The 18,619-nt window shown below is 72.9% G+C and carries 17 protein-coding genes; 15 read left to right on the forward strand and 2 right to left on the reverse strand.

The features are described 5' to 3' along the window. Positions 1–183 precede the first annotated feature (183 nt). The 9 genes from ACLZN2_RS06070 (at position 184) to ACLZN2_RS06110 (ending at position 9,985) form a co-directional block, all read left to right on the forward strand. Positions 184–2,313 carry a hypothetical protein gene (locus ACLZN2_RS06070; RefSeq protein WP_416977327.1) on the forward strand — a complete coding sequence of 710 codons (2,130 nt, stop codon included), beginning with the start codon at positions 184–186 and terminating at the stop codon, positions 2,311–2,313. 97 nt (positions 2,314–2,410) lie between these two features. After that, positions 2,411–3,922 carry a GT4 family glycosyltransferase PelF gene (gene pelF / locus ACLZN2_RS06075; RefSeq protein ID WP_416977328.1) on the forward strand — a complete coding sequence of 504 codons (1,512 nt, stop codon included), beginning with the start codon at positions 2,411–2,413 and terminating at the stop codon, positions 3,920–3,922. Further along, on the forward strand, positions 3,919–5,337 hold the full coding sequence (locus ACLZN2_RS06080) for a hypothetical protein (RefSeq protein WP_416977329.1): 1,419 nt from the start codon (positions 3,919–3,921) through the stop codon (positions 5,335–5,337). The genes pelF and ACLZN2_RS06080 overlap by 4 nt, the downstream gene beginning before the upstream one ends. Positions 5,338–5,441: 104 nt before the next feature. After that, positions 5,442–6,443 (forward strand): GDP-mannose 4,6-dehydratase, encoded by a 1,002-nt coding sequence (locus tag ACLZN2_RS06085; protein ID WP_416977330.1) that lies wholly within the window; start codon positions 5,442–5,444, stop codon positions 6,441–6,443. A gap of 62 nt (positions 6,444–6,505) precedes the next feature. Continuing rightward, positions 6,506–7,219 carry a nucleotidyltransferase family protein gene (locus tag ACLZN2_RS06090; protein WP_416977331.1) on the forward strand — a complete coding sequence of 238 codons (714 nt, stop codon included), beginning with the start codon at positions 6,506–6,508 and terminating at the stop codon, positions 7,217–7,219. Positions 7,220–7,226: 7 nt separating this feature from the next. After that, positions 7,227–8,126: an NAD-dependent epimerase/dehydratase family protein gene (locus tag ACLZN2_RS06095; protein ID WP_416977332.1), complete on the forward strand. Its 900-nt coding sequence runs from the start codon at positions 7,227–7,229 to the stop codon at positions 8,124–8,126. Further along, positions 8,123–8,785, forward strand: a complete 663-nt coding sequence (locus ACLZN2_RS06100) for a spherulation-specific family 4 protein (RefSeq protein WP_416977333.1) — start codon at positions 8,123–8,125, stop codon at positions 8,783–8,785. The genes ACLZN2_RS06095 and ACLZN2_RS06100 overlap by 4 nt, the downstream gene beginning before the upstream one ends. Further along, the gene (locus ACLZN2_RS06105; RefSeq protein WP_416977334.1) at positions 8,782–9,630 is read left to right on the forward strand and encodes an endo alpha-1,4 polygalactosaminidase; all 849 of its coding nucleotides are present in this window, start codon (positions 8,782–8,784) and stop codon (positions 9,628–9,630) included. Before ACLZN2_RS06100 ends, ACLZN2_RS06105 begins: the two co-directional genes overlap by 4 nt. Positions 9,631–9,769: 139 nt before the next feature. Continuing rightward, on the forward strand, positions 9,770–9,985 hold the full coding sequence (locus ACLZN2_RS06110; RefSeq protein WP_416977335.1) for a twin-arginine translocase TatA/TatE family subunit: 216 nt from the start codon (positions 9,770–9,772) through the stop codon (positions 9,983–9,985). A gap of 16 nt (positions 9,986–10,001) precedes the next feature. Here ACLZN2_RS06110 and ACLZN2_RS06115 read toward each other — a convergent pair whose 3' ends face one another. Beyond that, complete coding sequence (locus ACLZN2_RS06115) at positions 10,002–11,717, reverse strand: LCP family protein (RefSeq protein WP_416977336.1); 1,716 nt, start codon at positions 11,715–11,717, stop codon at positions 10,002–10,004. A gap of 155 nt (positions 11,718–11,872) precedes the next feature. Then, complete coding sequence (locus ACLZN2_RS06120; RefSeq protein WP_416977550.1) at positions 11,873–12,250, reverse strand: BlaI/MecI/CopY family transcriptional regulator; 378 nt, start codon at positions 12,248–12,250, stop codon at positions 11,873–11,875. Between the two features lie 251 nt (positions 12,251–12,501). Between ACLZN2_RS06120 and ACLZN2_RS06125 the strand changes: the two genes are divergently transcribed. The 6 genes from ACLZN2_RS06125 to ACLZN2_RS06150 all read left to right on the forward strand — a co-directional run bounded on the left by ACLZN2_RS06125 (position 12,502) and on the right by ACLZN2_RS06150 (position 18,592). Beyond that, positions 12,502–13,437: an SCO3242 family prenyltransferase gene (locus tag ACLZN2_RS06125; protein WP_416977337.1), complete on the forward strand. Its 936-nt coding sequence runs from the start codon at positions 12,502–12,504 to the stop codon at positions 13,435–13,437. After that, complete coding sequence (locus ACLZN2_RS06130; protein ID WP_416977338.1) at positions 13,434–14,330, forward strand: sugar phosphate isomerase/epimerase family protein; 897 nt, start codon at positions 13,434–13,436, stop codon at positions 14,328–14,330. The genes ACLZN2_RS06125 and ACLZN2_RS06130 overlap by 4 nt, the downstream gene beginning before the upstream one ends. Positions 14,331–14,417: 87 nt before the next feature. Then, on the forward strand, positions 14,418–15,161 hold the full coding sequence (locus tag ACLZN2_RS06135; RefSeq protein WP_416977339.1) for an EboA domain-containing protein: 744 nt from the start codon (positions 14,418–14,420) through the stop codon (positions 15,159–15,161). Beyond that, positions 15,161–16,015, forward strand: coding sequence for a TatD family hydrolase (locus ACLZN2_RS06140; RefSeq protein WP_416977551.1), 855 nt, complete (start codon positions 15,161–15,163; stop codon positions 16,013–16,015). The genes ACLZN2_RS06135 and ACLZN2_RS06140 overlap by 1 nt, the downstream gene beginning before the upstream one ends. A gap of 7 nt (positions 16,016–16,022) precedes the next feature. Further along, on the forward strand, positions 16,023–17,222 hold the full coding sequence (gene eboE / locus ACLZN2_RS06145; protein ID WP_416977340.1) for a metabolite traffic protein EboE: 1,200 nt from the start codon (positions 16,023–16,025) through the stop codon (positions 17,220–17,222). Positions 17,223–17,275: 53 nt separating this feature from the next. Further along, the gene (locus tag ACLZN2_RS06150; RefSeq protein WP_416977552.1) at positions 17,276–18,592 is read left to right on the forward strand and encodes an alkaline phosphatase family protein; all 1,317 of its coding nucleotides are present in this window, start codon (positions 17,276–17,278) and stop codon (positions 18,590–18,592) included. Positions 18,593–18,619 lie beyond the last annotated feature (27 nt).

Here is an 18,619-nt window from a genome sequence, read left to right on the forward strand (position 1 = left end):
ATGCGCGCTTTTCCGTCACGTTTCACGTCAAGATCACACAACCACCACAGAAACCTCACTATGTTGACGCGGCAGATGCGGAGACGACCGGCCTCGGAGGGGGAGCCGGCGTCTCGCAAAGGGGGTTGTGCCGGCTCCGGGGGAGCCGTGCTCGCCCCTGCCCGGGGGAGGGGACTTCACCGCATGAAGCGGACCACACGCACCACCGCGCTCACGGTGGGCGCGCTCATCACCGCCTTCGGCCTGCCGGCCGGAGCGGCCCACGCCGACGGCACCACGCCCAGAATCGACCTACGGGTCCTGGTCATCGGCGACGGCGGTCCGGCCACCGACGCCATCGCGGCGGAGCTGGACGCGGCCGGAACGCCGTACACGAAAATCGACCTCACCCAGTCCGGTCGGCAGGTGATCGACGCCGCGTTCCTGGCGGACACCGTCGACGGCCGGCCGCGCGCGAAGTTCCAGGCCGTGGTGCTGCCCAGCGACAACCCGTTCGCGGCGGGGTCGGCGGAGATGGCGGCGCTCTCGGAGTACGAGCAGACCTACGCGATTCCGCAGGTCGACGCCTACACCTACGCGCGTCCGGAAGCGGGCCTGCGGTATCCGGTCCACGGCGGCTACTCCGGCAGCCTGGACGGCGTACAGGCCTCGGTGACCACCGCCGGGAAGGCCGGGCCGTTCGGCTACCTCGACGGGGCGGTGCCCTTCGACGACAACGACCCCGCCATCGGCGAGAGTTACGCCTACCTGTCGACGCCCGCGCCGGGCGCGGACTTCACGTCCTACGTCGACGCGCCCATCCCCGGCCAGTCGACCCGGGGCTCGCTGGTGGGTGAGTACCGGCACGACGGGCGGCGCGAACTCGTCGTCACGTTCGTCTACAACCAGTACCAACAGCAGTTCCGGCTGCTGGTCCGCGGCATCGTGGAGTGGATGACCGCCGGGATCCACCTGGGCGCCTCCCGCAACTACTTCGCCGTGCACGTCGACGACGTCTTCGCCGCCGACGACCGCTGGAACTCCACTCTCAACTGCACCCCCGGCGATGTGGACTGCACCGACCCGAACGCCACTCCCGACCCGATCCGGATGACGGCCGCTGACGTCGACGTCGCCACCGCCTGGCAGACGGCCAAGAACTTCACCCTGGACCTCGCCTACAACGCGGCCGGCACCGTCGACACCCGCACCGCGAACAACGGCGCCGACCCGCTCGGCGACAAACTCCTCGCCGACAGGAACCAGTTCCGCTGGATCAACCACACCTACGCGCACCCCTTCCTCGGCTGTGTGCAGGACACCACGGTCGTGCCGTGGAAGTGCGCCACCGACGCCGACGGCTCAACCCAGTGGGTCGGCCGCACGGAGATCTCCGACCAAATCGCGAACAACCGCGTCTGGGGCCAGACCAACGGACTCCCCCTGGAGGCCGACGAGTTGGTGACCGGCGAGCACTCCGGCATGAAGGTGCTGCCGCAGCAGCCCGTGGACAACCCCAACCTGGCGCCCGCCCTCACCGACAACAGCATCGGCTCGCTCGGCTCGGACAACTCCCGTGAGGGGGGCCAGCGTCGGATCGGCTCGGCCACCACCGTCCCGCGCCACCCCATGAACGTCTTCTACAACGCGGGACGCGCGGCCGAGGAGGTCGACCAGTACAACTGGATCTACACCAGCCGCGCCCAGGGCGGCAGCGGCATCTGCGAGGACAACGCGGCCACCACCACCTGCCTCGCCGCACCGCTGGACCCGGCCACCGGCTACACCGACCACATCGTGCCGCTGGAGACCCGCAACGCCCTCGGGCACGTCCTCGCCAATGACCCGAAGCCGCACTACGTCCACCAGTCGAACCTGGCCGAGGACCGCCTCGTCTATCCCGTCCTCGACGGTGTCCTCGACGGCTACGACGCCCTGTTCGCGGACGACACCCCGGTGGTGAACCTGCGGATGAGGGACATCGGCACCGAGCTGCAGCGCCGGGCCGCCTGGAAGACCGCCGTGCACGACGACCAGGTGACCGCCTACCGCATCGGTGACACCGTCACCGTCGACGCACCGGACGGCATGGCCGTCACGGCGTCCCTGCCCACCGGCACCACCCTGAACGGCTCCGCCTTCGGAAGCGCGTACGCCGGCGGGGTGTCCGGCTGGACGCCCTCCGCCGGCACGCCCCTCGTCTTCGCCCTGCCGGCCTCCGCCGCGGCGCCCGCCGCCGACACCTCCGAGCCCCCCGCGGCCACGGAACCCGCACCGGACACCGCAGTCCCCGCGGGCGTCAGCGAGCAGGTGCCGTACACCCCGGACAACTGAACGGCGCACCGACCGACCCGACGCCCGACCGGTGAGCCCCGCTCAAGGGGGCTCACCGGGCACGAACCACCCCACACCTCGGCCGTGGAGCCCACCGATGCACGTTCCCCACGGCGCGCGCCGCTCCGGCGCGGCGCGCGTCACCCTGCTCACCGAAGGCACCTACCCGCACAGTCACGGCGGCGTCAGCGTCTGGTGCGACCAACTCGTCCAGGGCATGCCCGACATCGACTTCGACGTCATCGCCGTCACCGGCACCGGACACGAGACACCCGTCTGGGACCTGCCCGCCCATGTCGCGCACGTACGGTCCGTCCCGATGTGGGGCGACCCGCCCGCGGGCCGCGCACCCCGCGGCCGGGCCCGCGGCCACCTGGCCGCCGCCCACGAGGAGTTTCTCACCGCGCTGCTCGACCCGCGCGCCGAGGGCGGCTTCGCGCCCGCCCTGTACACGATGGCGCGGGCCGCGGCGGACGGGGCGCTCAGCCCGTTTTTGCGCGGCGACCGGGCGATCGCGATCCTCACCTCGGTGTGGAACCGGCCGGGCCTCGCCGTCCGTGAGGCCGGCCCCACCCTGCACGACGCGCTCACCGCGACCGCCCTCTTGGAGCACGCCCTGCGCCCGCTCGCCGCGCCCGCCCCCGAGACCGGCGTGGCGCACGCCGTCAGCGGAGGCGTCGCCGTCCTGCCGGGCCTCGCCGCACGCGAACAGCACGGCGTGCCCCTGCTGTTGACCGAGCACGGCGTGTATCTGCGCGAGCGCTACCTCGGTTACCGCACCGCGCCCTACCGCTGGCCGGTGAAGGCGGTCGTCCTCGGCTTCTTCCGGCTGCTGGCGCAGGAGAGCTACCGGCGGGCCGCGCTGATCACCCCGGGCAACCGCTACAACCGGCTGTGGGAGGAACAGGGCGGCGCCGCACCGCAGTCGATCCGCACCGTCTACAACGGCGTGGACCCGACCGCCTTCCCGCCCGCCGGCCCCGAGCCCGAGGCGCTCACGCTCAGCTGGGCCGGCCGGGTCGACCCGATCAAGGACCTGGAGACCCTGATCCGGGCGTTCGCCCTCGTACGGGCCGAACTCCCGGACATACGGCTGAGGTTGTTCGGCGGCACCCCGCGCGGCGGGGAGGCCTACCGGGAGCGGTGCGCGGCGCTCGCCGCCGAGCTGGGGCAGACGGACGCCGTCACCTTCGAGGGCCGGGTCGACGACATCAAGGACGCCTACGCGGCCGGCAACGTCGTGATGCTGTCCAGCATCAGCGAGGGCTTCCCCTTCACCCTGATCGAGGCCATGTCGTGCGGGCGGGCGACCGTCTCCACCGATGTGGGCGGGGTGCGGGAGGCGGTCGGCGACTCCGGGCTCGTGGTGCCGCCCCGCGACCCGGAGGCGATGGCCGCGGCGGCGCTGGCTCTGCTGGGCGACCCGGCGCGCCGGCGGAGCATGGGCGAGGCGGCACGGCTGCGGGTGATCGAGCAGTTCACCCTGCGCCAGACCATCGACACCTTCCGCTCCCTCTACCGCGAACTGCCCACACTGCAACGGGAGGAGCCGACGGCGATACCCGTCCTGCGGCGGCCGCTCGCCCCGGCCGGCACGGTCGCCGGATGAGCGGGCCGATCTCCCTGGAACCCGGCGGGTCCGAACCGGACACGCTGGCGCTGCGGCTCGCCGAGACCCGTCCGCCGCGCCGCCGGCCGCGCTGGGCCTCGGACGAGGCCACCCTCACCATCCGGCTGCCCCGGCAGGGCCCCGACGAGGAGGAGGTGAGCCGACTGGCCGCCGAGCTCGCCGACCGCGTCGGGCCCGCCGTCCATCCCTACGAGGTGGCCGCGCTGCTGGAGGCGGAGGGCCTGTCGGCCGCTCTGATCAGGGAGCGGTACGGCCATCCCAGTCTGTTCTCGCTGGCCGCAGCGCTGTACGAGCGGGTGCCCCGGACCTTCCCGGAGCCCGCCCCGGCGGCCGACGTCTGGCGCCCGGACACCGTGCGCTGTCTGCTGCGGGGTGTGCTGTTCGCCCTGCCAGGGCTCGCCTATCTGCTCACCCACCCGCTGTGGAACGCCGGCAGGCACGCCCCCGCGCTGATCGTCGCGGGCCTGATCTCCTGGGCCTGGGGGCAGGCGCTCGGCCACCGGGCCCATCTGCGGAGGGCGGCCGGGCCGCGTGAGGCGGGCCGTACGCTGCTCGGCGGCGCGCCCGTCGGGGCCGCCCTGGCCACGGCGGTCGCCGCGCCGCTCGCCGGGAGCGGACCGGTGGTCGTGGTCGCCACGGCGCAGTCGCTGTATCTGGCGGCGGCGGGCGCCCTGCTGGTGCTGGCGCGGGAGCGGCTGCTGCTGGCCGCGCTCTCCCCGCTGATCGCGGGTTCCGTCGTCCTGCCGTGGTGGGAGCCGGGCGCGCTGCTGCGGGCCGGGCTGCCGGCGCTGGCCCTGCTGGGCACGCTCGCCGTGACCGCCCTGGCGCTGCGCACGGCCCTCGCCGCGCCGGCCGCGGCCGGGGGGTCCCGGCCACGGTTCACCTGGTCCGTGCCGTATGGCCTGTTCGGGCTGGCGGCCGGGGTGCTGGTGCTGCTGGAGGGACGCGAGGAGCCGTACGCAGTGATCGCGCTGACCCTCAGCATGGGGCCCGCGGAGTGGCTGCTGTACCGCTACCGTGGGCTGTCGGTGGCGGCCCTGCGCGCCACCGCGACGCCCGCCGGGTTCCTGCTGCGCTCGGCCGGCATCCTCGCCGTCTGTCTGCTCGGCTATCTGCTGCCGCTGGTACCGGCGGCGCTGCTCACCGGTGCCGCGCCGGAGGGGCTGCTGCCCCTCGCGGCCGCGCTGTGGACCGCGCTGCTGCTGCAGGCGTTCGGCGCCGCCTGGCCGTCGGCCGTCATCTGTCTGACCGCCGCCGCCTGCGCCGGGACCGTCGCCCTCCTCGGCCTGCCGCCGGGCCCCGCCCCGGCGCTCTCCCTGGCCTGCGGCGCCGCCGCGCTCTGTCTGACGGCGTACGCGCTGTGGCAGCTGGGCCGCCCCGCGCCGCACGCCTGAGCGTCCCGGCCGTCCCGGTCACAGGACTTTCCCCACCCCCACGTTTCTCTCTCCCTCACGCTTCTCTCTCGCACACACCGAACCGATCGGAAGGAACACCGGAGTTGACCTCCACACCGCTCGCCGCCGTCACCGGAGCCGAGGGCTTCATCGGCTCGCATCTCACCGAGGCGCTGGTCGCCTCGGGGCACCGGGTGCGGGCCATGGCCCAGTACAACTCGTTCTCCTCGTACGGCTGGCTGGAGACCCTGCACCCGGACGTCCTCGACCAGGTGGAGATCGTCCTGGGCGACGTCCGGGACCCGGGCTCGGTGCGCGGCCTGCTCGAAGGGGCCGACACGGCCTACCATCTGGCCGCGCTGATCGCGATCCCGTACTCGTACCGGGCGCCGCACAGTTACGTGGACACCAATGTCACCGGCACGCTGAACGTGCTGGAGGCGGTGCGCGCGCTCGGCACGCCCCGGCTGGTGCACACCTCCACCAGTGAGACGTACGGCACCGCGCAGACCGTGCCGATCACCGAGGACCATCCGATCAACACCCAGTCCCCGTACGCCGCCTCGAAGGCGGGCGGGGACCGGCTCGCCGACAGCTACCACGCCAGCTTTGGCACGCCCGTGGTGACGCTGCGGCCGTTCAACACCTTCGGGCCGCGCCAGTCGATGCGCGCGGTCATCCCCACCGTGATCGGCCAGGTGGCCGCCGGGGAACGCGCCATCACCCTCGGCGACCTCAGGCCCACCCGGGACTTCACCTTCGTCAAGGACACCGCGCAGGCGTTCCTCGCCGTCGGCACCGCGGCCGCCGGGCAGGTCGTGGGCCGCACCTTCAACGCCGGCACCGGCGGGGAGATCTCCGTCGGCGACCTGGTCCAGCTGATCGGGAAGGTGATGGACACCGCGCTCGACGTCCGTGAGGACACCGCGCGCATCCGGCCCGCGAACTCCGAGGTGATGCGGCTGGTCGCGGACGCGAGCCGGCTCACCGCCGCCACCGGCTGGCAGCCCGCGCACACCCTGGAGGAAGGACTGGCGCACACCGTGGAGTTCTTCCGCGACCCGGCCAACCTGGCCCGCTACAAGACCGGCATCTACAACATCTGACCGTCCGTCACATCCATCACATCCGTCACATCCTCGTACCGAGAACACGAAAGAGAAATTCCATGCACGCAGTGATCCTGGCGGGAGGCAAGGGCGTCCGGCTGCGGCCCTACACCACCGCGCTGCCCAAGCCCCTGGTCCCCATCGGCGACCAGCACGCCATCCTGGAGATCGTGCTGCGCCAGCTGGCCATGTCCGGCTTCACCAGCTGCACCATCGCCATCGGCCATCTCGGCGAGATCATCCGCGCCTACGTCGGCGACGGCGCCGCCTGGGGCCTGAGGATCGACTACGCGACCGAGGAGAACCCGCTGGGCACCCTGGGCCCGCTGCTCACCCTGCGCGAGCAGCTGCCCGAGTCGTTCCTGGTGATGAACGGCGACGTCCTGACCGACCTCGACTACGCGGACGTCCTCCGTACGCACCGCGCCTCGGGGGCGCCGCTGACGATCGCGACGTACGCCCGCAAGGTGCACATCGACTTCGGGGTGCTGACCACCGACTCCTCGAAGGTGGTCGCCTTCACCGAGAAGCCCAGCATGGACTACCGCGTCTCGATGGGCGTCTACGGACTGTCCCGCTCGACACTGGAGGGCTACACGGCCGGACTCCCGCTCGGCTTCGACGAGTTGGTCCTCGATCTGATAAGCGCTCAGAACCAGCCGTACGCCTACGAGTTCGACGGCTACTGGCTGGACATCGGGCGCCCCGACGACTACGACCGCGCCAACGCGGAGTTCACCACCCGCAAGCCCCATCTCCTCAAGGGAGCCTGAGCCCCCCATGCGCATTCTCGTCCTGGGCTTCACCGGCTATCTCGGAGCCCATGTCGCCGAACGGCTGCGGGCCCTGCCCGGCGCGCTGGTCCTCGGCGCCGGCCGCTCCCCGGGCGCGGACCACGAGGTCGACCTCGCCTCGGTCCGTCCGGCGGAGCTGGCCAAGACCCTGGCCCTCGCAGCGCCCGACGCGGTGGTCAACTGCGCCGGCGCGACCGGCGGGGACACGGTGACCCTCGCCGAGGTCAACGCCCGCGGCCCGGCCGTGCTGTGCGCGGCGCTACGGGAGGCGGCCCCGGGGGCCCGGCTGGTGCATCTGGGCTCGGCCGCCGAGTACGGTCCGGGTGTCGCGGGCCGTCCGATGACCGAGTCCGACGCGACCTGCCCGGCCGGCCCGTACGGGGCGACCAAGCTGGCGGGCACCTCGGTGGTGTCCGCGTCCGGCCTGGACGCGGTGGTGCTGCGGGTGGGCAATCCGGTGGGGCCGGGGGCACCGCCCGCGGGGCTGCCGGGCCGGCTGGCCGCCCTCCTGCGGGAGGCGGGCCGGGACCCCGATGCGGTGCTGCGGCTCGGCGACCTGTCCGCGTACCGCGACTTCGTGGACGTACGCGACGTGGCACGGGCGGCCGAGCTCGCGGTCACCGCCCCGGGCCCGCTGCCGCGGATCCTGAACATCGGCGCGGGCCTCGCCGTGCCGGTGCGCGAGCTGGTGCTCGGGCTGGCCGCGCAGGCCGGCTTCCGGGGCCGGATCGAGGAGACCACGGGCGGCGGGCGCTCGCTCCGCTCGGGCGAGGTGTCCTGGCAGTGCTCCGACGTCACGGCCGCCGAGCAGGCCCTCGGCTGGCGGCCGGCGCACACCCTCGACGAGGCGCTGGCCGCGCTGTGGGAAGGCGACGGCACGCCGTGAACCTGCTGATTCCGCTGTACGTGCACCCCGCCGAGGATCCGGGCGCCTGGCACCGTCTGATCCAGGGCGCGGGGCGCACGTACGGCGTGATCCTCAACCCCGCCAACGGGCCGGGTGAGGGCCCCGACCCCGCGTTCGCCGCGGCGGCCGGGGCCCTGAGGGAGGCGGGCGCGCGGGTCCTCGGGTACGTCGACACCGACTACGGGGTGCGCGAGCCCGCCGACGTGGTGGCCGACGTGCGCCGGCACCGGGAGTGGTACGCGGCCGACGGCTGCTTCCTCGACCAGGTGACGGCGACCCCCGAGGCGCTGCCCGCCTGCCGTGAGCTGGTGCGGAGCGTGCGCAGATCGGGCGCCGGGACGGTGGTCCTCAACCCAGGGGTGCACCCGGCGCCCGGCTATGTCCGCCTCGCCGATCTGACGGTCACCTTCGAGGGCCACTGGTCCACGTACGTCTCGGCGTTCACCCGGCCGGCGTGGACCGCGCGGCACGGGCCCGAACGGCTCTGCCATCTGGTGTACGGCGTCCCGGAGGCGCTCGTGCCACTCGCGGTGCGTACCGCGGGCGAGCGGGGCGCGGCCGTGTACGGACCCGTCACCGGTGAACTTCCCAATCCCTGGGGTGAGTTGACCCCCGCACTGAGCGGAACGGAGCGATGAGGTACACGGTACGAGCGATCCTGCTGGCGGGCACGCTGGCACTTGCGGGCTGCTCCGGCACGGGTGACCGCGACGACGGGGGGCCGGCGTCCTCCGGTTCGTCCTCGGGCACGTCCTCGGGTGAGGCCGACGCCTCGACGCGGGCGTTGTGGAAGCCCCGCCCGGGGCTGGCCTGGCAGTGGCAGCTCAACAGCAGGGTCGACCCTTCGGTGGACGTGCCCGTCTACGACATCGACGGCTTCGAGAACACGGCCGCGGACGTGGCCCGGCTGCACCGGGACGGACGCAAGGTCATCTGTTACATCAACGTCGGAGCGTGGGAGAACTTCCGGCCCGACAAGGACGACTTCCCCTCGTCGGTGCTGGGCCGACAGAACGGCTGGGCCGGCGAACGCTGGCTGGACATCCGGAAGATCTCCGTGCTGCGGCCCCTCATGGAGCGGCGCTTCGACATGTGCCGCGACAAGGGCTTCGACGCGGTGGAGCCCGACCTGGTGGAGGGGTACGGCAACAGGACCGGTTTCCCGCTCACCGCACACGACCAGCTCCGCTACAACCGCATGATCGCGAAGCTGGCGCACGACCGGGGCATGTCGGTGGGCCTCAAGAACGACCTCCCCCAAATCCCGCAGCTCCTCGCCGACTTCGACTTCGCGGTCAACGAGGAGTGCGCCCAGTACGGCGAGTGCGCACGGCTCACCCCGTTCATCGAGGCCGGCAAGGCGGTCTTCCACGTGGAGTACGCCGAGCCCACGAGCGGCTTCTGCGCCGAGTCGCGGCGGCTGAGGCTGTCGTCGATGCGGAAGAAGCCGGAGCTGGGGGTGTGGCGCGAGCCCTGTACGTAGGCTGACCGGGCCCCGGGCCGCCTCGTACAGTGGTTCCCGCCGAGGCGGCCGGAAGGCGGGCTTGTTGAGCGGCCGTGTCCCGGGGATACTTCTACAGAACTGTAGACGGCCTGGGAGAGAGCAGACCCGTATGTTCGGCATGAGCGAGCTGGCCCTGATCCTGGTCGTCGTCATCGCGGTCCTCGCGATCAGGAAGCTGCCCGAGCTGACCCGCTCGGCGGGCAAGGCGACCCGCATCCTCAAGAGCGAGGCGAGGGCCCTCAAGGACGAGGACACCCCGGGCTCGACGCCCACCGCGCCCCGGGTCGTCCCCGGCACGGTCGTCGACCGGGACGACTCCCCCCACCGGTCCTGACCGCTCCAGGGGTCGTTCAGTCGTCCGAGTCGGGCTTGTCACCCGCCGCCGCGTAGGCCTGGGTGGGGGTCATGGGGACGCCGTTGAGGGCGACCGTCCTGTAGGGGCTGACCTCGGCACACTTCTCGGCCGCGTCGGCGGTCTGGGCGTGGGCGCCCGAGACGGCGGCCTTGGTGTCGGCGGGGGCGGGTGAGGAGGTGCCGCCGGGGTAGGTGGTGCCGCTCGGCCAGTCGCTGCCGATGACCAGGGTCAGGCCCGTTCCGCTGCCCTGTTTCAGGTGGGAGGACGGCAGGCCCAGGGTCTTGGCGGTCGTCTGGGCCTCGCCCTTGCGACCGGTGCCGTAGGTCAGGGTCGTGGTGGCCGCCGGGCTCGGCGCGTTGGCCGTGCTCGTACCGGAGCCGAAGCCCGCGTCGGTGAGGGCGCCGGCGACTTCGGAGGCGCGGCCGGTGATGCCGGTGCCGTTCTCGACGGTGACCGCGATCCGCGACGCGGGGACGGCCGAGGCGGTGGCCGTCGCCTTCGCCGTCGCGGAGGCCGCCGCCGACTTCTTGCCGGAACCCGTGGTGAGCGACTGGTCGCCCGCGATGGTGGCGAAGAGGGTCTTCGCACCGGCGCCCACCACGACGCGGTTCTCGTCCGCCGGGTCGGGGGCCGTCTGCATGGTGGTGAAGGTCATCCGCTTGGTGGGGACCTTGTTCAGATCGGCCGCCAGCCCGATCAGCTTCTTCACACTGCCGAGGCCGTCGTCCACGGTGAGCGCCTTGGTGGCGGCGTCGGCGAGGCCGTAGACCGCGGTGGGGTCGGTGAGCGTGCCCGCGCTCTTGAACTTGCGGATCACCGCGCTGAGGAAGATGTGCTGGGAGACGGTACGGCCGAGATCGCCGCCGTCGCCGAAGCCGTGCCGGGAGCGGACGAACTCCAGGGCCGCGACACCTTTGAGGGTGTGGGTGCCCTTGGACAGCTTCAGATGCGAGTAGGTGTCGTAGACGTTGGCGTTCACGCACACGGAGACACCGCCGACCGCGTCGGACATCTTGACCACGCCGGAGAAGTCGAGCTTGACGAAGTGATCGATGGGGATGCCGGTCAGCTGGTGGATGGTGGCCACCTGGCAGGCCGGGCCGTACCGGAGCGCGCTGTTGATCTGGCCGTAGTAGCCGGACGTGGACTCTCCGGTCCCACTGTCCTCGCAGGCCGGGACGTTCGTCATGGTGTCGCGCGGGATGCTCATGACGGTGGCGTTGGAGCGGTCGGCCGATATGTGGACCACCATCTGCACGTCCGCGTTGCCGTGCCCGGACTGCACCCCCGTCTGCGAGCAGCCGCCGCCCAGTTTGCAGTCCGCCTTGCTGGTGCGGCCGTCCGAACCCATGACCAGGATGTTGATCGGGGTGCGGCCGAATGCGTCGGCCTTCTCCTTGCCGCCCTTGCCGTCGATCGAGACGCTGTTGATGTTGCTGTTCAGGTGCTCGTAGAACCACCAGCCCGCACCGGCCGTGGCCAGCACCAGGACCGCCAGGCACAGCCCGGCGATCCGCAGCACCCGCCTGCCGCGCCGCACCGGCCGGCCGCGGCGTGCCCCACGGCCGCCGCGCCGGCGGGAGGTCGCCCGTGCCACGGCCCGCCCGCCCGTCGGAAGCGGTTCGTCGGGCCCGGCCATGCGCTGCCCGGGCACCCTGCCGGTGCCGCTGCGCGTGACCTGGCCGGCCGGACCGTCCCACGGGTCACTCATTCACCACTCCCACGAACGGTCGGACCCGACAGGCCGGGCCACCGGGGACGGCGACCGGGCTTGCGTGGCGGCGTACAGATGCACACCTGTAGAGGGGGGAATCACGATCGAGGTTGCTTGCGTGGTGGCGCAATCCGACAAAGCGCCGGCCAAGGTCACTCGCTCCCGGAGCGCCCCAGCAGCTCCCGCAGCAGCCGCTCGTCGTCCGGGCCGAGGCCGGTGACGAAGCTGGCCAGCACCGCCTCACGGTCGGTCTCCGCGTCCAGCACCCTGCGCATCCGATGCGCCGCGAGCCCCGCCTGGTCCGAGGCCGGCGTCCAGGCGAAGGACCGGCCCGCCCGCTCCCGGGTCACCACGCCTTTGGCCAGCAGCCGGGTCAGGATCGTGATCACCGTCGTATAGGCGAGGTCGCCGCCGAGCCGCTCCTGCACCCACCCCGCGCCCACCGGCTCCTCCGCCTCACCCAGCACCGACAGCACCAGCGCCTCGAGCTCGCCCTGTCGGCGTCGCCGCGGACTCTGCAGGTCGTCCACCACGCCCTTGCCTCCCTCCGCCGCCCGACGCGTTCCCGACCTGTCATCGTATCGACGCCCCCGCCCGGACGGGACCCACGCGGAGCGCTGGGCCGACTCCCCCGTCGCCCCCTCCGCCTCAGGAGCCCGCGCGTGATAACGCCCTTGAAAAACAAGGGTGTTGTTCGACCCTTCGCACACACAGACTCTTCACACAAGCAGCGACGGGAAAATATCTGAAAGTTAAAGCAGCAGGCGTAGGGTGACCGATCATGCAAGGCCCGAACGACTTCTCGCGTTCCCCCCGTCTCGCCGATCTGGCGACCCTCGTCCGCCTGCCCGCGGCGCTGAGCGTGCCCGGTGACGTGCTCGCCGGCGCGGTCGCGAGCACCGGGCGCGTCCGGCCCCGTACCGTCGCCACGATGGCCTCGTCCGTCGCCCTCTACTGGGCCGGAATGGCGCTCAACGACTACGCCGACGCGACCGTGGACGCGGTGGAACGCCCCGAACGCCCCATACCCTCCGGCCGAGTTGCCCGCCGTACCGCACTGACCACCGCGTGCGGGCTGACCGCCGCGGGCCTCGGACTCGCCGCGCTGGCCGGCGGACGCGCCGCGCTCGGTGTGGCCGTGCCCCTGACCGGACTGGTCTGGGCGTACGACCTGCGTCTGAAGTCCACCGCCGCCGGGCCCGCCGCGATGGCGGGGGCACGGACGCTGAACGTGCTGGCCGGGGCCGAACCCGGCCGCAGGACCGCGGCGCTTCCGGCCGCCCTGCTGGTCGGCGCGCACACCTACACCATCACAGCGCTGAGCCGCCACGAGGTGACGGGCGCTCCCCGCTCCGTACCGGCCGCGACGCTGGCCGGCAGCGCGGCCACCGCCGTCGCCGCCGGGGCGCTTCCCGCAACAGGGCTGATAAGGCTGATACGGCGCACAGGACGCGCGAGACCCGACGGGCGGGCGGCGCGGATCGGTGCCGCCGCCGGCGCACTCGCCTATCTGGCCACGTACGGCGGCGCGCAGGCGCGGGCGGCCAAGGACCCGTCCGCGGCGAACGTCCGGCAGGCAGTCGGCGCCGGGATCATGTCGCTGATGCCCCTGCAGGCGGCGCTCACCGCGAGCGGCGGCGCCCCGGGCCTGGCCGCGCTGCTGGCCGCGGCGCATCCGACGGCCCGCAGGCTGGCGCGGAAGGTGTCGCCCACATGAGCACCTCCCCTTCTCCTTCGCCTTCCTCGACGCCGCGACTGCGCTACGGCTTCGGGACCAACGGCTTCGCCCACCACCGTCTCGACGACGTCCTGACCGTCCTCGCCGACCTGGGCTACGACTCGGTCGGGCTCACCCTGGACCACGGCCATCTCGACCCCTTCGCCGCAGACCTGCCCCGTCGGGTCGCCCAACTGGCCAGCAGACTGGAGCAGTTGGGGCTCGCCGTGATGGTGGAGACCGGGGCTCCGTATCTGCTCGATCCCTGGCGGGGACACACCCCCACCCTCATGTGCGCGCCCGGCGCCGAGCGCCGTGTGGACCTTCTGGCACGCGCGGTGCGCGTCGCGGCCGACCTGGGCGCGCCCGCCGTCCAGTTGGCCAGCGGACCGGCACCGGAGGGCGTGCCGGAGGAGGAGGCCTGGAAGCGGCTGACCGCGGGCTGCGAGGAGGTCCTGGAGCTCGCCCGCGAGCACGGGGTGGCCCTGGGGTTCGAGCCCGAGCCGTACATGTTCGTCGACACCGTGCAGCGGGTGCTGGAACTGCGCCGCCGGCTCGGCGACCCCGACCTGTTCGGCGTCACGCTCGACATCGGCCACGCCCACTGCGTCGAGGACCCGCCCCTGCTCGACTGCGTCGAACGGGCGGCACCGCACCTGGTCAACGTGCAGGTCGAGGACATGGTGCGCGGGGTGCACCGGCACCTCGAACTCGGCACGGGCGAGATCGACTTCCCGCCCGTCCTGGCCGCCCTGAAGGTCTCCGGCTACCGCGGTCCGGTCTCGGTGGAGATCCAGGGGGCGTCCCTGAACGCCCCCGAAGTCGCCCGCCGTTCCCTGGAGTTCCTGAAGGCCGCCGAGAACGACGCCGAGAAGGCCGCCGAGCCGTTCTGAGGCCCGGCCCGCTCTCTGACCCACCATCACCCCCCACTCTCGGTGCGGCTGTCGCCGTACGCACATCCGACACAGGAGGCATGTGCCGTGGACCCACGCATCCCAGTCGCCCTCGACCGCCGGCTCACCGCGGACGCGCGGAGCTGGCTGGCCGACGCCGTCGCCCGGGTGGGCGAGGAGCCGACGGCGGTACGCGCCGTCTTCCCGGCCGTCGGCCGGCACTGCGGTCGCGGCCCGCTGATCGACGGCTGGACGGTGGCGGACGCCGCCCGCGCCCGGCTGCTCGCCGCGCTGCCGCTCGGCGGAGCGGCGCTCGCCGAGGAGATCACCACCCTCCACCGGTACGGCGACGCCGCCGAGCAGCGGGCGGTGCTGCGCTCGCTGGCCCTGCTGGAGGACACCGACGCGTCCTTCGCCGATCTGGGGCTGCCTCTGGTGCGCGCGGCGCTGCGGAGCAACGACACCGATCTGATCGAGTCGGCCCTCGGACCGTACGCCGCACGCCACCTGGACGCCGACAGCTACCGGCACGCCGTACTGAAGAGCGTGTTCTGCGGCATCCCGCTCGACAGGGTCGCCGGTCTCGAGGAGCGCGCGGACCGCGAACTCGCCCGCATGCTGGCCGACTTCGCCCATGAACGGGTCGCCGCGGGCCGTGAGGTGCCGGCTGACGTCTGGCCCGTCGTGCGCGCCCACCCCGGCACGCTGGAGGCCTCCGGGCTGCCCGCCGAGACCGAGTCGTCCTCGCCCGACCGCCGCGACGCGGCCGTACGGGCCCTGGCCGCCTTCTCCGCCACCGCACCCGCACCCGCACCCGCAGGAGCCGCATGATGCGCATCTTCGACCCCCACATCCACATGACCTCCCGCACCACCGACGACTACGAGGCCATGTACGCGGCCGGGGTGCGGGCGGTGGTGGAGCCGTCGTTCTGGCTCGGGCAGCCGCGCACCTCGGTGGACAGCTTCACCGACTACTTCGACGCGCTGCTCGGCTGGGAGCCGTACCGTGCCGCGCAGTTCGGCATCCACCACCACTGCACCATCGCCCTCAACCCGAAGGAGGCCAACGACCCCCGCTGCGCAGGGGTGTTGGACGTGCTGCCGCGCTACCTGGCCAAGGACCGGGTCGTGGCCGTCGGGGAGATCGGCTACGACTCCATGACCCCCGAGGAGGACGAGGCACTCGCCCGCCAGCTCGCCCTCGCCGTCGAGCACGGACTGCCCGTGCTGGTCCACACCCCGCACCGCGACAAGGCCGTCGGCACCCGCCGCACCCTCGACGTGGTCCGCGAGTCCGGCATCCCGCCCGAGCACGTCCTCGTGGACCACCTGAACGAACTCACCGTCGCCATGGTCGCCGACAGCGGCTGCTGGATGGGCTTCTCCATCTACCCGGACACCAAGATGAGCGAGGACCGCATGGTGCGGATCCTCCAGGAGCACGGCACCGCGCGGATGCTGGTCAACTCGGCCGCCGACTGGGGCCGCAGCGATCCCCTCAAGACCCGGAAGACCGCCGACGCGATGCTCGCCGCCGGCTTCGACGACGACACCGTCGACCAGGTGATGTGGCGCAACCCGGTGGCCTTCTACGGGCAGAGCGGCCGGCTCGACCTCGAGGACGTCAAGCCCGACGACACCGCCCTCTTCGAGGGCAACTCGATCAAGCGCGGCGGGGAGTGAGCCCGCGGTGCGCTTCCGGCACGGCGACGGCACGACCGTCCATCTCGCCTACTGCAGCAACGTCCACCAGGCCGAGGACCTGGACGGAGTGGTACGCCAGCTCGCCTCCCACGCCGAGCCGGTCCGGGAGGCCCTCGGCGCCGATCTGCTCGGCATCGGGCTGTGGCTGGCCCGGGACGTGGTCCGCGAACTGACCGCCCGGCCCGACGCCGTACGCCGGCTGCGCGCCGAACTGACCGCCCGCGGCCTGGAGACCGTCACCCTCAACGCCTTCCCCTACGAGGGCTTCCACCGCGAGGTGGTCAAGAAGGACGTCTACCTGCCGAACTGGACCGACCCGGCCCGGCTGGACTACACCGTCGACTGCGCCCGGGTCCTCGCCGGGCTGCTCCCCGACGACGCGCGGCGCGGCAGCGTCTCGACCCTGCCCCTGGCCTGGCGCACCCCCTGGCCGGCCGCGTCCCGCGACACCGCCCGCCGCGTCCTGGACCAACTTACCCTTCACCTCGCCGAGTTGGAGGGCGAGACGGGCCGGACGATCCGGGTCGGCTTCGAACCGGAGCCGGGCTGCGTGGTGGAGAACACCGTCCAGGCAGCCCGGGAACTCGGCGGACTGGACCCCGAACGGCTCGGCGTCTGCCTGGACACCTGCCATCTCGCCGTGCAGTTCGAGGACCCGGCGCAGGCGCTGCGGCGCCTCGCCGACGCCGGTCTCCCCATCGTCAAGGTGCAGGCGTCCAGCGCACTGCAGGCCGACGACCCCGCCTCCCCCGAGGCCCGCCGGGCCCTCGCCCGCTTCGCCGAACCCCGCTTCCTGCACCAGACGCGCACCGCGCCCGACGGCGCCGTCACCGGAGTGGACGACCTCCCGGACGCCCTGGCCGGCGCCCTGGACCCCGGCGCGCCCTGGCGGGTGCACTTCCACGCCCCGCTGCACGCCGCGCCCGAACCGCCCCTGAGCACCACGTCGGCCGAACTCACCAGTGCTCTGTGGGAGTTGCTCGGCGGCCCGCAGGCGCTGTGCGACCACGTCGAGGTCGAGACCTACACCTGGTCGGTCCTGCCCGAGCGGCTGCGGCCGCACGACCGCGAGGGCCTCGTCACGGGGATCGCCGCCGAACTCGGCTGGGCCCGCGACCGGTTCGAGGAACTCGGCCTCGTCGCGGCGACCGGCACCACCCGCCCCCGAAAGGAGCCCGTCCCGTGACAAGACTCGTCGTCCTCGACATCGTCGGCCTCACCCCCCGCCTGCTGCGCCACATGCCGGCCGTCTCGGCCGTCGCCCGAGAGGGCTTCCAGGCCCGGCTGGACACCGTCCTGCCCGCCGTGACCTGCTCCGTGCAGTCCACCCTCCTCACCGGCGCGCCGCCCTCCGAGCACGGGGTCGTCGGCAACGGCTGGTACTTCCGGGACCTGGGCGAGGTCCTGCTGTGGCGCCAGCACAACGCCCTGGTCGGCGGCGAGAAGCTGTGGCACACCGCCCGCCGCGCCCGGCCCGGCTACACGGTCGCCAACGTCTGCTGGTGGTACGCCATGGGCGCCGACGTGGACTTCACCGTCACCCCGCGCCCCGTCTACTACTCCGACGGCCGCAAGGAACCCGACTGCTACACCCGGCCGCCCGCCCTGCACGACGAACTCACCAGCAGGCTGGGCCCGTTCCCGCTGTTCACCTACTGGGGTCCCAACGCGGGCATGCCGTCCAGCCAGTGGATCCTCGCCGCCGCCCGCCAGATCTTCGACGAGCACCGCCCCGACCTGACGCTGGTCTACGTACCGCACCTCGACTACGAGCCCCAGCGCACCGGCCCCGGCTCGCCGCAGTCGGCGCGCGAGGCCCGCCGCCTCGACGACGCGCTGCGCCCCCTCCTCGAACACTTCCGCCGCGAGGACGCCACGGTCGTGATCCTGAGCGAGTACGGCATCGCGCCCGCGTCCCGGCCGGTCGACATCAACCGCGCGCTGCGCCGGGCGGGGCTGCTGGAGGTCCACACCCAGGACGGCATGGAGTACCTCGACCCGATGACGTCCCGCGCCTTCGCGGTCGCCGACCACCAGATCGCCCATGTCTACGTCCGTGACCCGGCCGACGTCGCCAAGACCGCCGAGATCGTCGCGGGCCTCGACGGGGTGGACGAGGTCCTCGACGAGCGGGGCAAGGCACGGCACGGGCTCGCGCACGAGCGCTCGGGCGAGCTGGTCGCCGTGGCGGACTCCGACGCCTGGTTCACGTACTACTACTGGCTGGACGACGACCGCGCCCCGGACTTCGCCCGCCAGGTCGAGATCCACCGCAAGCCCGGCTACGACCCCGCCGAGCTCCTGTACGACCCCACCGTGCCCGGCGTGAAGGCACGCGCCGTCGCCCAGGTCGCCCGCAAGAAGGCCGGTCTGCGGTACCGCATCCGGACCGTCCCGCTGGACCCCTCCGGCGTCCGCGGCAGCCACGGCCGGCTGCCGGAGGACCCCCAGGACAGCCCCGTCCTGCTGTGCTCGCGGCCCGGCCCCGCCCGCGACCGGATCGCCGCGGCCGAGGTCAAGGACCTGCTCCTCGGCCTGGCCGGCATCACCTCCTGAACACCCGACCAGCCGTCCGCCTTGCCG

It is taken from the genome of Streptomyces sp. T028, assembly GCF_048159505.1.
In the GTDB taxonomy this organism is placed as follows: domain Bacteria; phylum Actinomycetota; class Actinomycetes; order Streptomycetales; family Streptomycetaceae; genus Streptomyces.

Excerpts from the sequence above, each read along its gene's own strand:
- ACLZN2_RS06070 (WP_416977327.1), top strand. The coding sequence starts at position 184 with ATGAAGCGGACCACACGCACCACCGCGCTCACGGTGGGCGCGCTCATC.
- pelF (WP_416977328.1), top strand. The coding sequence starts at position 2,411 with ATGCACGTTCCCCACGGCGCGCGCCGCTCCGGCGCGGCGCGCGTCACC.
- ACLZN2_RS06080 (WP_416977329.1), top strand. The coding sequence starts at position 3,919 with ATGAGCGGGCCGATCTCCCTGGAACCCGGCGGGTCCGAACCGGACACG.
- ACLZN2_RS06090 (WP_416977331.1), top strand. The coding sequence starts at position 6,506 with ATGCACGCAGTGATCCTGGCGGGAGGCAAGGGCGTCCGGCTGCGGCCC.
- ACLZN2_RS06095 (WP_416977332.1), top strand. The coding sequence starts at position 7,227 with ATGCGCATTCTCGTCCTGGGCTTCACCGGCTATCTCGGAGCCCATGTC.
- ACLZN2_RS06105 (WP_416977334.1), top strand. The coding sequence starts at position 8,782 with ATGAGGTACACGGTACGAGCGATCCTGCTGGCGGGCACGCTGGCACTT.
- ACLZN2_RS06110 (WP_416977335.1), top strand. The coding sequence starts at position 9,770 with ATGAGCGAGCTGGCCCTGATCCTGGTCGTCGTCATCGCGGTCCTCGCG.
- ACLZN2_RS06115 (WP_416977336.1), bottom strand. The coding sequence starts at position 11,717 with ATGAGTGACCCGTGGGACGGTCCGGCCGGCCAGGTCACGCGCAGCGGC.
- ACLZN2_RS06125 (WP_416977337.1), top strand. The coding sequence starts at position 12,502 with ATGCAAGGCCCGAACGACTTCTCGCGTTCCCCCCGTCTCGCCGATCTG.
- ACLZN2_RS06130 (WP_416977338.1), top strand. The coding sequence starts at position 13,434 with ATGAGCACCTCCCCTTCTCCTTCGCCTTCCTCGACGCCGCGACTGCGC.
- ACLZN2_RS06140 (WP_416977551.1), top strand. The coding sequence starts at position 15,161 with ATGCGCATCTTCGACCCCCACATCCACATGACCTCCCGCACCACCGAC.
- ACLZN2_RS06150 (WP_416977552.1), top strand. The coding sequence starts at position 17,276 with ATGCCGGCCGTCTCGGCCGTCGCCCGAGAGGGCTTCCAGGCCCGGCTG.